Origin of the sequence: Dietzia sp. MNB45, from assembly GCF_051994785.1 — a bacterium.
GTDB classification, from domain to species: domain Bacteria; phylum Actinomycetota; class Actinomycetes; order Mycobacteriales; family Mycobacteriaceae; genus Dietzia; species Dietzia kunjamensis.
In genome coordinates this window covers 3,008,033-3,021,803 of the sequence record NZ_CP163397.1, presented here as the reverse complement: position 1 = coordinate 3,021,803, position 13,771 = coordinate 3,008,033, and the positions used below count along the sequence as shown (strand labels likewise).

Genomic DNA, 13,771 nt, shown 5'->3' with positions numbered 1-13,771 from the left:
TACAGCACAGGGAAACGGGGATCGGTGCAGCCTTCCAGCACTTTCGTTGGCACCACCGCGGTCGTGGGAGCGATCGCACTTCTGGGATCGGGAGTGGCCTCGGCCGCCCAGGTCGAATGGCAGGACTGTACCGAGATGCTCGGCATCGAGGCCGAGTACGTCCCCGCCGGTCTCGAGTGCGGAACCGTCGAGGTCCCCGTGGACTACACCGCGCCCGACGCCGCCAAGACCCAGATCGCGCTCACCCGCATCAAGGCCTCGTCCGGCCAGGCGCGCTCCACCGTGTTCGGCAACCCCGGCGGGCCCGGCAACTACGCCCTGAACTTCTGGAGCCCGGCCCTCGACGGCGCCAACCCGGCCGGCCTGTACGAGAACCACGACCTCGTGGCCGTCCAGCCCCGCGGGCTGTACGGCTCCAACCCCATGGTCTGCAACGTGGACTACGTGGGCCCGAACACGGTCAACCCGCTCCACGACGCGTGCTACGGGACCGACCCCGAGTACATGAAGTCCATGACCACCGAGAATGCCGCCCGCGACATGAACGCGGTCCGCGAGGCGCTCGAGCTGGCAGAGGTCGACTACGTGGGCGTGTCCTACGGCACCGCGATCGGCACCGACTTCGCCACCCTGTTCCCCGAGGCCACCGGCCGTATGGTGCTGGACTCCAACACCCACCCCGACTGGCGTTGGAACACACAGGCAGAGCAGGGCGCGCTCGCCCAGGAGCAGCGGGTCAACGACATCTTCGCCTGGATCGCCGAGCGCGACGACTACTACGGCCTCGGGGACACCCCGCTGAAGGTCTTCCACTCCTGGAAGTGGGTCACCGACCAGGAGGTGGGCGGCCCCGCCAACCTCACCCCGCCGCCGGCGCAGACCGGCGACCTGCCCGTGGAGCTCCGCGGCAGCGCCGTCGAGAAGCCCGCGCTCGACGTGATCAACGGGACCGCCCCCGCCCGCGCACGCGTCGAGGGATTCGCCCGCGCCGCGGCGCTGCAGGGGCTGACGAACAACGCCACCACCGGGCTCTACGACGCCACGGTCGGCGCCACCTACTCCGAGCAGGCCTGGCCGATGCTCGCCCACATCCTCAAGTACTACAACGACGGCGGCACCATCGCGCGTGCCGACTACGAGACCGTGGCCCTGATGCTGGCCGCGCAGGAGAACCGCTCGCCGGTGTACCGCACCGACATCGAGATGAACTCGATCATCACCTGCAACGAGACCGCTGCCCCGGCCGACCAGCTGGGAGTCATCGCGGCCAAGGCCGACAAGTACACCGGCGGCAACCGCCTCACCGCCCGCGCCGCCGTCGAGGCCGCCGGCGACGACTGCGTGGGCTGGCAGCCGGTCGCCAAGACCATCAGCCCCAACGGTGACGCCCTCGACGAGAAGCCGCTGGTGCTGCACTCCGAGGACGACGCCATCACCCCCATCGCCGGCGCGCACCGCGTGGCCGAGGCCATGGGTGGCGCACTGGTCACCGTCGGTGGCGGCGACCACGGCACCTTCCGCATGGGCAACGAGGCCGTCGACAAGCTCGTGATGGAGTTCCTGGAGACCGGGATCGCCGAGCCCGGCCACGTCGCGGGCAAGCCGTCGCCGGAGCCCCTGCCGAAGTGGGGCCAGGCCGAGCGCACTGCCGCCGCCCAGCAGGGCATGTCCGCTCCCGTCGACGGTGCTGACGACTGGTACGGCACCCACCGCGACGCCGGTACCGGCGCCGTGAACGCGGCCGGCACCGGTTCCGTCGGCGCCCCGGCGGTCGGCTCCGCGGCCGCGCCCGCCCCTGCCTCGGGGTCCGTCGCCACGCCGACGCCCGCATCCGTGCCGCTGCCCACGCCGCAGGAGCTGCAGCAGCAGGCGGAGACGGCCGTCGCCGACGCGGAGAAGGCCGTGCACGACCTCGCCGGACAGGTCGACGCCGCCGCGAAGTCGCTGTTCGCCCCCCTCGCCCCGCCGGCTCCGCCGCAGGGCTGAGACCGCGAGGGGGTGCTCGCGGCCGGACTTTGAGACACTGGTCCGGTGACCTCTTCGAGTGATGCCTTCAAGACCCCGTCCGGCATGTCCGGCACCACCCGATCGGCCGAGCTCTTCGCCGAGGCCCGCGAGCTGATCCCCGGCGGAGTCAACTCCCCGGTCCGCGCCTTCAACTCCGTCGGCGGAACCCCGCGTTTCATGCGTGAAGCGCGGGGTTCCCGCATGACGGACGTCGACGGCAACACCTACATCGACCTCGTCTGCTCGTGGGGCCCCATGATCCACGGGCACGCCCACCCCGAGATCGTCGACGCCGTCCGCGACGCCGCCACCCGCGGACTGAGCTTCGGCACCCCGACCGAGGGTGAGGTCGACCTCGCCCGCGAGATCGTCGCCCGCACCTCCGTCGACGAGGTGCGCCTGGTCAACTCCGGCACCGAGGCCACCATGAGCGCCGTGCGCCTGGCCCGCGGATTCACCGGCCGCTCCAAGATCGTCAAGTTCTCCGGGTGCTACCACGGACACGTCGACGCACTGCTCGCCGACGCCGGGTCGGGCCTGGCCACGTTCGCGCTGCCGGACTCGCCCGGCGTCACCGGCGCGACCGCCCACGACACGATCGTGCTGCCGTACAACGACATCGACGCCGTCAGGGTGGCCTTCGCCAACCACGGCGACGAGATCGCCTGCGTGATCACTGAGGCCGCCGCCGGCAACATGGGCACCGTCCCGCCGCTGCCCGGCTTCAACGAGGAACTGCGCACCCTGTGCTCCGACAACGGGGCACTGCTCGTGATGGACGAGGTCATGACCGGATTCCGTGCCGGGGACCGCGGCTGGTGGGGGATCGACGGTGTCGCCGGCGACCTGACCACATTCGGCAAGGTCATGTCCGGAGGGCTGCCCGCCGCCGCGTTCGGAGGTCGCGCCGACGTCATGGCCGCCCTCGCCCCCGCCGGCCCCGTCTACCAGGCCGGCACCCTGTCCGGGAACCCCGTCGCCGTGGCGGCGGGACTGACCTCCCTGCGGCTGGCCGACCACTCCTGCTACTACACGCTGCAGACCAACGCCGACCGGCTCGAGGCGCTGATCAGCAACGCTCTGCAGGCCGCGGGTGTCGCGCACACCATCCAGCGGGCGGGCACCATGCTCAGCGTGTTCTTCTCCGAGGATCAGGTCACCGACTACGCCGGGGCCAAGGCCGCCGAGACCTTCCGCTACGCGCCGTTCTTCAACACGCTGCTCGACCGCGGCATCTACGCTCCGCCCAGCGCGTTCGAGACCTGGTTCGTCTCCACCGCGCTCACCGACGACGACTTCCAGCACATCTCCGACGCGCTGCCGGTGGCCGCGGAAGCTGCCGCCGCGGCGTCCGCCCCGGAGACGGGCCGATGAGCAGCAGCGGACGAGGACTGCGCGGGCGGCTCGCCGTCCCGTCGACGGGACCCACCTCACTGCCGATCCCCCTCCGGGGAGATCATCCCGCCCCCGCCGTGGCGCCGCCGTCGCTGGGCGGGTCCGGGGCCACCGCGACCCCGGCTGAGCCTCCCCTCGAGTCGCAGCCGGAGGGGTCCGCGGCCTACGGGGCCGAGCCGGGGACGATCGCCGCTCCGGGGCAGCCGGTCTCGTCGTCGTCGACCCCTCGTGACACCTCGGCTCGCGCCGGCGAGACGCAGACGATCGTGCACCTGGTGCGTCACGGTGAGGTCCACAATCCCGAGGGCATCCTCTACGGGCGACTGCCCGAGTTCCGACTGTCCGAGCTGGGGCGGAGCCAGGCCGAGACCGTCGGCCGGGTGCTGGGGCAGGGGCACGACATCGTGTCGATCGTCGCCTCGCCGCTGCAGCGTGCACAGGAGACTGCGGCCCCCCTCGCCGAGGCCCTGGGACTCCCGGTGGGGATCGACGCCGACATCATCGAAGCCGACAACCGCTTCGAGGGGCGCAAGGTGGGCGGCCCCGGCGGCGCCCTGCGCGACCCGCAGTACTGGCCGATCCTGCTCAACCCGATGCGGCCGTCGTGGGGTGAGCCCTACCTGCAGATCGCGCACCGCATGATCGGCGCCGTGTACTCCACCCTCGACACCGCCCGCGGGCACGAAGCCGTGCTGGTGAGCCACCAGCTGCCGGTCTACACCACACGCCGCTTCCTCGAGGGGCGGCGCCTGTGGCACGACCCGCGCAAGCGGCAGTGCTCGCTGGCCTCGATCACCTCGCTGGTGTTCGAGGGCACGACACTGCGCGACATCGTCTATTCGGAACCGGCGGGGGCATCCGACCCGTCGCAGACTGGAGCCTGAATCATGCGCAAGCCCAAGGCCGCCCTCGGCGCGCTGCTGGTGACCGGCGCCCTCGTCGGCGGCTGTGCGACCGGCGACGACGCCGTGGTGGTGGGCCCGGAGACGTTCGAGTTCGTCAGCCCCGACGGGCAGATCGAGATCCACTACGACCCCCCGGCCGAGCGCAAGCCCGTCGCGACGCTCACCGGTCCCGACCTGCTCGACCCGGACCGCACACTCACCGTGCAGGAGGACTTCGCCGGCGAGGTGGTGATCCTCAACTTGTGGGGCCAGTGGTGTGGACCGTGCCGGGCCGAGTCCGACGACCTGCAGCGCCTGCAGGAGGAATTCGAGCCCCAGGGTGCCACCGTGTTCGGCATCAACCTGCGCGACCCCAACCGGCAGAAGCCGGTGGACTTCGTCAAGGACAACGGCATCACGTTCCCCTCGATCTGGGATCCCAGTAACGCCGCGGTCGCCGCGCTGCGGGGCTTCCCGACGTCCGTGGTGCCGGCGACGATCATCCTCGACAAGCAGCACCGGGTGGCCGCCGTGTACCTGGCCGAGATCACCGACGACGAGCTGCGCGAGACCGTCAGCGAGCTCCTCGCCGAGGAGGTCGACCAGACGTGAACCCGGAGACGATCCTGCTCGCACAGAGTGTGGGGGAGACGTTCCAGCAGACCGTGGCCAGCGGCCCGATCCTGCTCGCATTGGGCGCGTGCATCCTGGCAGGCCTCGTGTCGTTCGCCTCGCCGTGCGTCATCCCGCTGGTGCCCGGTTATCTGGCGTACCTCGCCAGCGTCGTGGGCGCCGCTCGTCCGCCGGCTACCGCTGCCGCCGCCGAACGCCAGCGGGCCGCCACCGCCACGTTGACGATGGAGGAGCGCCGCACCCGACGGTCCTCGCGCGCCCGTGTGGTGGGCGCGTCGCTGCTGTTCGTTGGCGGATTCACCGTGGTCTTCGTGATGCTCAGCGCCATGGTGCTGGGCACCGTGCAGTACCTGGCACCCCAGCAAGAGCTGCTGCAGCGTCTCGGGGGCGTGGTGACGATCCTCATGGGGCTCGTCTTCATCGGCCTCGTCCCCACCCTGCAGCGGGACACCCGCATGCAACCCAAGTCGCTGTCCACCTGGATCGGCGCCCCGATGCTCGGCGCCGTGTTCGCCCTGGGCTGGACCCCGTGTCTGGGGCCGACCCTGGCTGCCGCGCTCTCGGTCGCCGCGGGCACCGGGGTCGACGCGGCGCGTGGAGTGCTGCTGATCGTGGCTTACTGTCTCGGTCTGGGTCTGCCTTTCGTCGTCGTGGCGTTCGGTTCCACCTGGGCGATGCGGACCGTCGGCTGGCTGCAGAAGCACACCCGGACCATCCAGGTGTTCGGCGGAGTCATGCTCATCATCGTGGGTCTGCTGCTGTTGTCCGGCGGGTGGGCGCTGTTCATCGACTGGCTGCGCGACTTCGCCATCTCGGACACCACGCTGCCCATCTGACCCACCCACGCCGGGCGTCATCACGCCGCCTCCCGGACTGCGTCGTGGCGTTGCGTGATTGCGGCGTCGAAGTCGTGGAGGAGCGCGAACGGAAGTATCGGCGCTTCGAGTGGTGACGGTGGTGGTGGTCCGGGTTTGGGCCGTGGCGGGTCGGCCGCGCGGGGGGTTCCAGCGGGTGGGATCCACCTGACGCCCTGGGGCGCGCGCGGGTCGGGGATGGTGGACCAGCCGGTGTCGTGGATCATCGCGTGGCAGTCGCCGCTGGCCAGGGCGAGTTCGTCGATATTGGTGAGGCCTCCGGCGGCCCAGGGTCTGCCCGCGTGGTGGGCTTCGCAGTGTCGGGCGTCCTGGTCGCAGTCGGGGTGTGTGCAGCCTCCGTAGGCGGCGAACAGGGCCAGGCGTTGGTAGCGGGAGGCGGTGCGGCGACTGCGGAACAGTCGCAGGTCGATCTCCTTGTCGCACAGGGCCAGGAACCAGTGGTTGCCGCGGGCCATGGCCAGCGCCTGGGGCACGGGTACGCGGATCCCGCCGTCGGTCTCGCCGCAGCCGGCGAGCGTGGCCAGCTGGTCGAGGTCCACGCGGACCACGATCGCCGCCGGTGCCCCGGTCTTGGCGGCATCTGCGGACAGGGCCAGTTGAAGGGCGTGGACCATCGCGTCGTGCATGCGTTGACCGTCGGTGCGGGTGTCCTTCTCCTCGGGGTCGGGCCACAGGCGGCCGGGCTGGCCCCATCGGGCGTGGACTTCGCGCATCAGCGCGGCCAGTTGCGGGTCCATGGTCATCGCCGCGCGGGCCATCAGGTCCAGTCCCTGGCCGCCGCACGTGACCGAGCGGCGGCGGGCCCGCTCTGCTGCGCCGCGCTCGGTGCGCCCCGGATCGACAGCGTCCAGGAGTCGGTGCGCGTGTTCCTGGAGGCGGCGGGTCGTGCATTGGTCGGCGGCCAGGGCGATCAGCTGCGCTTCCAGGTGTGCGCGCGCCTCGTCGTCGTAGTCGTCGGGCAGGGCTGCCAGGGCGGCGTTGATGATCTTGAGGTGCCCGGCGGACAGGGTGCCCTCGGCAGTGGCGCGCATGCGGGCGGAGTCGGCGATGGCGGAGTCGTCGAGTCGGCCGCGCGCCTCCCCGGGGGCCAGGCCCAGGCCGCCGGTGAGCATCTGTCGCTCGTTGACGAATCCCATCTGCCGTGCGGTACCCGAGGTGCGGGCGGTGGCCAAGACGCGGGCCTGGGAGGCGCGGATGCGGCGTTGGGCCTGTTCGAGGGCGACCAGTTCGGCGTGCAGTTCGGCCGGTGACACATCCGCCCAGTCGCGCTCAAGGTGGGCATCGAGCGCGGACAGCGCGGCGGTCAGCTCCCTGCTGGCCGTGGCTCGCATCTCGGTGTCGCTCATGTGTTCGATTAGATCACCTAGGTACGACACGAACGGGTCGTCCCAGTTCGGGTCAGTGAAAGAGGAACGCCGGTGCCATCACCGCCGCGTGCTCGCGGACTACTCGCCCGATTGCGCCCAGACTCAGCTGGCCTTGCGGGGGACTGCGCGAACTGGTTTGTGTAATAGGCCTCCCACCACGATGACGGTGTCAATACTGATCACATGAACGTGGCCGCGGAGCGAGTGAGTGTGACCGGTGTGCTGACGGCAGTGCTCATCGTCGTGTCCGGGTGCGGCGACTTCGGAAGAGGTGCTGATGATGCGCCGGGGCCGGCGCCCACCTCCGCCACTTCGTCGGCATTTACTGTGACCACAGCCGAAAAGGCCACTTCGCAGGAGATCGCAACACCGACCTCCACAACGCTCTACGAGACACCCCACAGTCCTGCCGCGCCGACCCCGGCGATCGTGGCCGAGGGTGCTGAGTGCGGGCCCCGCGGTGCGTTGGCCGTCTTCGCTGACGGCGTGACCGCCTTCTGCGCCCGTTTGCAGTACACCGACGGTGCCGCGTGGTCGCGTGACCCGCAGTTGGCGCCGAATCCGGCAGTCGAGGAGGCGATGCGGCAGGCGGGGCCACGCCTCGGTGCGGAGTGCATGGGAGCGGATATCGGCCGCAGGGCGGTCGACGCCAGTGGCGTTGCGATCCTGTGCGACAACTACGTGTGGCGTCAGGATGTCGGACAGGAACCGCGGCATCCCTGGGTTGACGACCAGGTTCGGTGGATGGAGTGCCTCGAGCAATCGACCGAAGCTCGCGGCATCCCTGGGTTGACGACCAGGTTCGGTGGATGGAGTGCCTCGAGCAATCGACCGAAGAGGAATGCAGAGATCTTCTCGACGAGTGATACGAGCCTGCGCCGCTGGCCCCCAGTCAGGCGAAGAACTCGCCCCAGATGATCACCCCGCCGATAACCGCCAGACCTCCGAAAATTCGAACGACGACCGAGGGGTCGTTAGCCACTATTAGGCGGATGTTGTGAGTGAATGCAACCCAGGTCGGCGGCCTTAGCCATATCCAGCGAATTTTGTGGTTGAGGGAAGGTTTGTCGTCGTCCATTCGGTTCCTCCTAGTCACGGGGTGAAGTATCGGTCGAACACCGCACTTCCCCCCTTCTTTCCCAAGTAGCTGCCGACCGCTGCGCCGACGCCAGCGCCGAGGATCGCGCCAAGTGGGCCGACAGCACTGCCCGTCATGGCCCCGAGCGCCGCACCGCTTGTGGCGCCACCGGCGAGAGCGCTTACTGTCTCCAGTGACGCTTCAGCAGCCGAGGTCTCGCCCCTTGCGTATCCCTCGACGCCGTCGTAGATGGTGACGGCTGCGCCGGCAGGGCCGGCCGCTCTGCCGAGGCCGCGTAGGACGCCAGCCCACGCCTTTCCGGGGGCGTCCGCAACAGGGTTGAGCTTGTGTTTTCCACGAGTTTCGGGGTCCAGCTCGTCGGCCGCTATGGGGAACCCGTAGCCGGCCGCGCCGGTCACGGCGTCGACTGCGCCAAACCAACCGTTTCGTGACCCTCCCGGTATCGGTCGCCGGTCGACTTCTGGCGGGATCGCATCGTGGAGCTGGGTGGCCACGAGGTCGATCTCGCGGCCGTAGTGCTCGTCGAGCGACCGCACGGTGTCCAGGGCCATGCGGATCGCCTCGGCGTGAACGTTCACGGTGTCCTGGGTGATGTCGTCGCGGCCGGGCCCGGGGCCGATGGAGTCTTGGCCGACGACCAGTCCGGCACTGACGGCGTCCCGGACTCGGTCGCGTACCGATTGGACTGCGGGTTGCAGCGCCGCTTCGGCTCGGGCCAGGGCATCGGTGAGGTCTTCGAGCCCGTCTGCGAGCTTGGTGACGTGCGACTTCTCGGTTTCGGCGGCGTCGATGACCGCGTCTGCGGCGACGCCGGACCAGTCCTCGGCGAGTGTGTCCCGCCCGTCGGCCAAGGATGTCCGTAACCCTGGTGCGGTGGCACGACGGGTGGCAATGGCGTCCCCGGCGGCGGTCAGCGCGGTGGTGTCCCAGCGACTGATCGGCCCGATCGTGTAGCTCACGCCTCGCCCTTCCTGCACCTTGTCCGTCACCAGGTACGACGTCGCGAGCCCACCGTCCGGTTCCACACCCGGCACAGAAATCTGTGGGCCCGGAACTTGATGACCCACCCGTCGGCCGGTGACGACTGGGATGATCTCTGATCGTGAGCGCCTACCGACCTGACGACGCCCCTTCCGACCTGCGCCGACGCGATTTGGCGCCGCGGACCTCAGGTCGGGGGAACCGTTCGGCGGCTAGGCCCGTCGTACAGGTTGTGGGGAAAAGTAGAGCGTTCGTAGCCGCGTTGGTGGCCGCCGTTGTGGTGCTGTCCGGGTGCGCGTCGGCTGACGGGGGAGAGGAGACGTCGACGACGACGAGCCCAGCCGCTGCCGAGGAGCCGGGCAATCCCTGGGATCTGCCGATCGAGCAGCGGCCCGCCCTGTTCGACCCGTGTGCCGAGATCCCGATCGAGGCCATCGAGGAAGGGGTTGGCTCGCCAGTTCGCCAGGACGAACAGTTGCGGATTAATGAGCCCGGAGATTTGCTTGCCTGCGGTTGGAAGAACGGCGAAGTCATTTTCGGAGTGCTGTCGACGTGGAAGTCGCGAGGAGATTATCTGGGAGATGATTCCTTGGTCGCTAGCGAGTCGAAAGTTTCAGGTCGCCCGAGTTTACGACTCCTCAGTAAGGCGGATATGGGGGAAAACGGTTGCCAGCAATCATTTTTCACACCGGAGGGCACCCTTATAGTAAGTGTGGACCTCATTCACGGTCTATTTGCGTTCAGGGGCGAGAACTTCGCGGATCCATGTTCAGTTTTGGATGAGTCGATTCTTTCAGTCATGCCATATCTGTCAGAAGGGGACTTCCAGTAATGGTTCACCTTGATCCAAGTGTTGCTGACGCTTGCGTCAGTGCGTGCGGGCGGTTCATCGAGCAGGTCTCGTCGGCATCTAGGTTCCGCTGGTGGCAGTCGCAATCCATCGGAACCGATTCTTTTGATACTGCCCGCCAGATCGGAACCGTGTACTCGCTGTTTGCCGTTGACGACTTGTCGACATTGCTTAATGGGTTTACAGACCAAGCCCGAGCAATGTCGCTCTTGTTCGCCGCCGCCGGGGGGCTCATCGAGGCGCAGGATGAGGCGTTGGCGGGGGCGTTGTCGAAGGCGGCTGAGGAGCCGGCAGGGTTGCAGAGCCTCGGCTTGATACATGCAAGCGAATCGGACGTCTTCGCACTCCAGGACATGTGCGTCATGGGCGCCTACGGGCGAGTGGGGCCGGAGGATGTGTCGGATTCGCCGCTGGAGCGCATCGCACAATGTGCCGAAGAGCTGCAGCCGAGCCAGTTCAGCGACATCGATGAGCGGGCCACCAGAGTCTCGGAGGCGCTGAACTCAGCTGCGGAACAGCTCAACAGCGACCTCAACAACATCCTCGGTAGCAGCTGGCAGGGGGAGTTCGCGTCGAGTGCGCAGGATTCGGTGACGGGCCTGGTGAACTCGGCGCTCGCCCTGTCGGGGGAGTTGGAGCAGGTCGCAGCCAAGGCCAGGCGCGCGCACGACGGGTTCGTCACCACCCGCACCAACGTCGCCGATCAGGCAGCGCAGGCCAAAATCGCGCAGCTCTCCGGTCGGGAGCACGGACCTGCGGGGCTGACTGCCGCTGCGGAGTCGCGGGCCCGAATGGCGGCGGCGGAGGAGCAGGCCAGGGCGATCGTCAACACCGAGTACAGCCCCGCGGTCATGGACGCCAACCTGGACGACCTCGACTTCACCGCCGCGTACCGGGTGGTGTCGACCTCGGCGCTGGGCGGGCCCAACGGCATCGACATGGCGCGCGTCTGGAACACCGAGGGCATACCGCGGCCCGCCCAGCCGGCGGCGCCGAATGCTGCCGCAATCGCCGCCCTCGCGGGTGGTGCGAGCGGAGCGGGCAACGAGGCGCAGGTGGCCGCCGGGACCGCGGGCGGCGCAGCGCCGGGGATGACGACGACGAGCACTCCCACCGCAGCCGTGGATGCCGCCACTGAGCAAGCTCTCCTGGCTGCGAGGGCAGGCGCCGCCGACGGGGGAGGAGCGGCAGCGCCGTCAGCGGGACAGGCAGGGGCGGGAAGTGGTGTCAACGCCACGACGACCGCAGCGGGGGCGCCGTTCGCGCCGATACCGGGCGCACACGGTCAGCAGACCGGCGCTGGCGCCGGAGCCGGCGGCGCGGCCGGGATCCGTGGGATCCGAGGCGGAACCGTCGGCGACAGCAACCGCAATCGGGATCGCGGGTTCGGCTCGACAGCCGGGCTGGTCGGCGGCGGCGGGGCTGCGGCCGCAGGTGCAGGAGCCTCACGCATGGGTGGCGCCGGCACCCTGGCCGGATTCGGTGGCGGCGGCCCGGCCGCAGGAGCTCCCGGGGCCGGTTCGGCAGGCGCAGGTGCCGCGGGACCGGGTGCAGGGGCGTTTTCGTCGTCGTCACCAAGTGCGGCACACGCCGGGCGAGCTGGGGCAATGCCGATGGGTGGAGTGATGGGCGCGGCAGGGGCCGGGCAGAACAACGACCGCCGCGGCCACACCCCCGCGAGCTACCTGACCAACGCCACCAACACCACGGCGATCATCGGCGATCCGGTCAAGGTCGCGCCCGCGGTGCTGGGCCGCGCACTCGTGGAAGACCCCACTGCTGCCGGGCAGTCGGACCAGCCCGAACCGTTCCGGGGGCGCGTGATCGGCCGCGACTACACCGGCGGGGGTGCGGACCGGCACTAAGCAACGCGAGCGGCAGGCGAGGATGCGACCCAAGGCGCCGACCTGGGAACACCGGCGCTGCCGGCCCGCGTGTCCGCCCGAGCGGCGCCGGCCTCACGGGCGATCCCCCGCGCGGTGAGCAAAGGGTAACCAGCCCGCACAGTGGGGTCACCAACCAGACACACAGACCTCCCAGACTTGGCGCGGTACGACCACCACCGCCGCACAGCTGGAGGCACCCGTGTCCTACGTCCAACCCCAGGACTTCACCCGCGCGATGATCGACGCCGGGGCGAAGAAGGTCCACATGTCCACCCGCGACACACTCATCCGCGGATTCATGGCCGGCGCGATCCTCGCGCTCGCGGCGGCATTCGCCGTCACCGTCACCGTCCAGACCGGCAGTGCACTCCTCGGAGCAGTGCTGTTCCCGGTCGGCTTCATCCTCCTGTACCTGCTGGGCTTCGACCTGCTCACAGGCGTGTTCACCCTCGTGCCACTGGCCCTGCTCGACAAGCGCCGCGGCGTCACGGTCGGGGGCATGCTGCGCAACTGGGGACTGGTCTTCGTCGGCAACTTCGCCGGCGCGCTGACCGTGGCGTTCCTCATCGCGTTCATCACCACCTACGGGTTCAACGTCGCCCCGGACGAGGTGGGCCAGCGGCTCGGCGAGATCGGTGAATCCCGGACGCTGGGCTACGCCGAACACGGTGCAGCCGGGATGCTGACACTGTTCTTCCGCGGCGTGCTGTGCAACTGGATGGTCTCCACCGGCGTGGTCGCCGCCATGATGTCCACCAGCGTCAGCGGCAAGGCACTGACCATGTGGATGCCGGTGATGCTGTTCTTCTACATGGGCTTCGAGCACTCCGTGGTCAACATGTTCCTGTTCCCGACCGGACTGATGCTGGGCGGCGACTTCTCCCTCGGCGACTACCTCGTGTGGAACGAGATCCCGACCGTCGCCGGCAACCTCGTGGGCGGGCTGCTGTTCGTGGGACTGACCCTCTACGTCACCCACGCGCGCACCAAGGCCCGGCGGACGTCGTCCCCTGACACGGACAGCGAGCCCGCCACAACCGAGCCCGCCGCCACCGAGCGAGCCGCCACCGAGCGCGCGACGACCGAGCGAGCCGCCACCGCGAGAGCCACCACAGAGCGCGCGACCACCGAGCCCGCCGCAGTCTGACCCCCGCACGCGCGCGAGCCCACCTGCCGATTCGCCCACCCGCCAGCCCACCCGCCCACCGAGAGGATCCGTTCGATGACCCCCATCATGTCCAGGCACGAGGCCGCGGCGCTCGTGGACTCCGCCCGCATCCGACAGGGCCGCACCTGGGCCGACCTGGCCGAACATCTGGCGACCCCGCTGGTGTGGACCACCGCGGCGCTACTCGGCCAGCACCCGCTGTCGACCGAGCAGGCGCGGTCGGTGTGCGACCTCCTCGGCCTCGACGACACCGTGGCGGAGAGCCTCGCCCTGCAGCCGAGCCGCGGCACACCGGCGGAGGTGATGGCCGATCCGACGATCTATCGGTTGACCGAGGCGGTGTCGGTGTACGGGCCGGCGCTCAAGGCACTGATCCACGAGGAGTTCGGAGACGGGATCATGAGCGCGATCAACTTCACTGTCGACATCAACCGTCGCGCCGACCCGGACGGCGACCGGGTGGTGATCACGTTGGACGGGAAATTCCTCGACTATCGGTGGTGACGGCCGCAGTCGTTGAGGGCGCAGTCGGTGACGGCCGCGTCCGGGTATCGGTGGTGCTGGCCGCGGTGGGGCGGAGATCCCCGCCACACCTGTGCCGGACGTCCACACCCTGCCAGGATTCG

The 13,771-nt window shown here is 69.5% G+C and carries 13 protein-coding genes; 10 read left to right on the top strand and 3 right to left on the bottom strand.

Going from position 1 to position 13,771, the window contains the following annotated elements:
- Positions 1 to 63: 63 nt before the first annotated feature.
- The 5 genes from AB5G72_RS14525 (at position 64) to AB5G72_RS14505 (ending at position 5,755) form a co-directional block, all read left to right on the top strand.
- A complete protein-coding gene (locus tag AB5G72_RS14525; protein WP_440220217.1) occupies positions 64 to 1,986 on the top strand; it encodes an alpha/beta fold hydrolase in 1,923 nt (640 codons plus the stop codon).
- Between the two features lie 84 nt (positions 1,987 to 2,070).
- Entirely contained in the window at positions 2,071 to 3,381 is a 1,311-nt protein-coding gene (gene hemL / locus AB5G72_RS14520) for a glutamate-1-semialdehyde 2,1-aminomutase (protein ID WP_440221508.1), read from the top strand.
- Positions 3,378 to 4,286 (top strand): histidine phosphatase family protein, encoded by a 909-nt coding sequence (locus AB5G72_RS14515; protein WP_259821741.1) that lies wholly within the window; start codon positions 3,378 to 3,380, stop codon positions 4,284 to 4,286. Before hemL ends, AB5G72_RS14515 begins: the two co-directional genes overlap by 4 nt.
- Before the next feature lie 3 nt (positions 4,287 to 4,289).
- Entirely contained in the window at positions 4,290 to 4,898 is a 609-nt protein-coding gene (locus AB5G72_RS14510) for a TlpA disulfide reductase family protein (protein ID WP_120286037.1), read from the top strand.
- Positions 4,895 to 5,755 (top strand): cytochrome c biogenesis CcdA family protein, encoded by an 861-nt coding sequence (locus tag AB5G72_RS14505; protein WP_440220216.1) that lies wholly within the window; start codon positions 4,895 to 4,897, stop codon positions 5,753 to 5,755. The genes AB5G72_RS14510 and AB5G72_RS14505 overlap by 4 nt, the downstream gene beginning before the upstream one ends.
- A 20-nt stretch (positions 5,756 to 5,775) precedes the next feature.
- On the opposite strand, the gene AB5G72_RS14500 is transcribed toward AB5G72_RS14505, so the two are convergent.
- Positions 5,776 to 7,140, bottom strand: coding sequence for a DUF222 domain-containing protein (locus AB5G72_RS14500; RefSeq protein WP_440220215.1), 1,365 nt, complete (start codon positions 7,138 to 7,140; stop codon positions 5,776 to 5,778).
- A 204-nt stretch (positions 7,141 to 7,344) separates the two neighbouring features.
- On the opposite strand from AB5G72_RS14500, the gene AB5G72_RS14495 reads away from it, so the two are divergent.
- Entirely contained in the window at positions 7,345 to 8,079 is a 735-nt protein-coding gene (locus AB5G72_RS14495) for a hypothetical protein (protein ID WP_440220214.1), read from the top strand.
- On the opposite strand, the gene AB5G72_RS14490 is transcribed toward AB5G72_RS14495, so the two are convergent.
- Positions 8,054 to 8,239 carry a hypothetical protein gene (locus AB5G72_RS14490; protein ID WP_069388623.1) on the bottom strand — a complete coding sequence of 62 codons (186 nt, stop codon included), beginning with the start codon at positions 8,237 to 8,239 and terminating at the stop codon, positions 8,054 to 8,056. The genes AB5G72_RS14495 and AB5G72_RS14490 overlap by 26 nt on opposite strands.
- 14 nt (positions 8,240 to 8,253) lie before the next feature.
- Complete coding sequence (locus AB5G72_RS14485; RefSeq protein ID WP_440220213.1) at positions 8,254 to 9,219, bottom strand: WXG100 family type VII secretion target; 966 nt, start codon at positions 9,217 to 9,219, stop codon at positions 8,254 to 8,256.
- 287 nt (positions 9,220 to 9,506) lie between these two features.
- Between AB5G72_RS14485 and AB5G72_RS14480 the strand changes: the two genes are divergently transcribed.
- From AB5G72_RS14480 to cynS, 4 genes are all read left to right on the top strand, one after another.
- Entirely contained in the window at positions 9,507 to 10,073 is a 567-nt protein-coding gene (locus AB5G72_RS14480) for a DUF3558 family protein (RefSeq protein ID WP_440220212.1), read from the top strand.
- Positions 10,074 to 10,291: 218 nt separating this feature from the next.
- Entirely contained in the window at positions 10,292 to 11,956 is a 1,665-nt protein-coding gene (locus AB5G72_RS14475) for a hypothetical protein (protein ID WP_440220211.1), read from the top strand.
- A gap of 220 nt (positions 11,957 to 12,176) precedes the next feature.
- Positions 12,177 to 13,124: a formate/nitrite transporter family protein gene (locus tag AB5G72_RS14470; protein ID WP_440220210.1), complete on the top strand. Its 948-nt coding sequence runs from the start codon at positions 12,177 to 12,179 to the stop codon at positions 13,122 to 13,124.
- Positions 13,125 to 13,199: 75 nt separating this feature from the next.
- Positions 13,200 to 13,649 (top strand): cyanase, encoded by a 450-nt coding sequence (gene cynS / locus AB5G72_RS14465; RefSeq protein ID WP_440220209.1) that lies wholly within the window; start codon positions 13,200 to 13,202, stop codon positions 13,647 to 13,649.
- Positions 13,650 to 13,771: the final 122 nt, after the last annotated feature.

Coding starts and splice junctions, on each gene's coding strand:
- AB5G72_RS14515 (WP_259821741.1), top strand. CDS start 3,378: ATGAGCAGCAGCGGACGAGGACTGCGCGGGCGGCTCGCCGTCCCGTCG.
- AB5G72_RS14510 (WP_120286037.1), top strand. CDS start 4,290: ATGCGCAAGCCCAAGGCCGCCCTCGGCGCGCTGCTGGTGACCGGCGCC.
- AB5G72_RS14495 (WP_440220214.1), top strand. CDS start 7,345: ATGAACGTGGCCGCGGAGCGAGTGAGTGTGACCGGTGTGCTGACGGCA.
- cynS (WP_440220209.1), top strand. CDS start 13,200: ATGACCCCCATCATGTCCAGGCACGAGGCCGCGGCGCTCGTGGACTCC.
- AB5G72_RS14490 (WP_069388623.1), bottom strand. CDS start 8,239: ATGGACGACGACAAACCTTCCCTCAACCACAAAATTCGCTGGATATGG.
- AB5G72_RS14475 (WP_440220211.1), top strand. CDS start 10,292: ATGTCGCTCTTGTTCGCCGCCGCCGGGGGGCTCATCGAGGCGCAGGAT.
- hemL (WP_440221508.1), top strand. CDS start 2,071: ATGTCCGGCACCACCCGATCGGCCGAGCTCTTCGCCGAGGCCCGCGAG.
- AB5G72_RS14500 (WP_440220215.1), bottom strand. CDS start 7,140: ATGAGCGACACCGAGATGCGAGCCACGGCCAGCAGGGAGCTGACCGCC.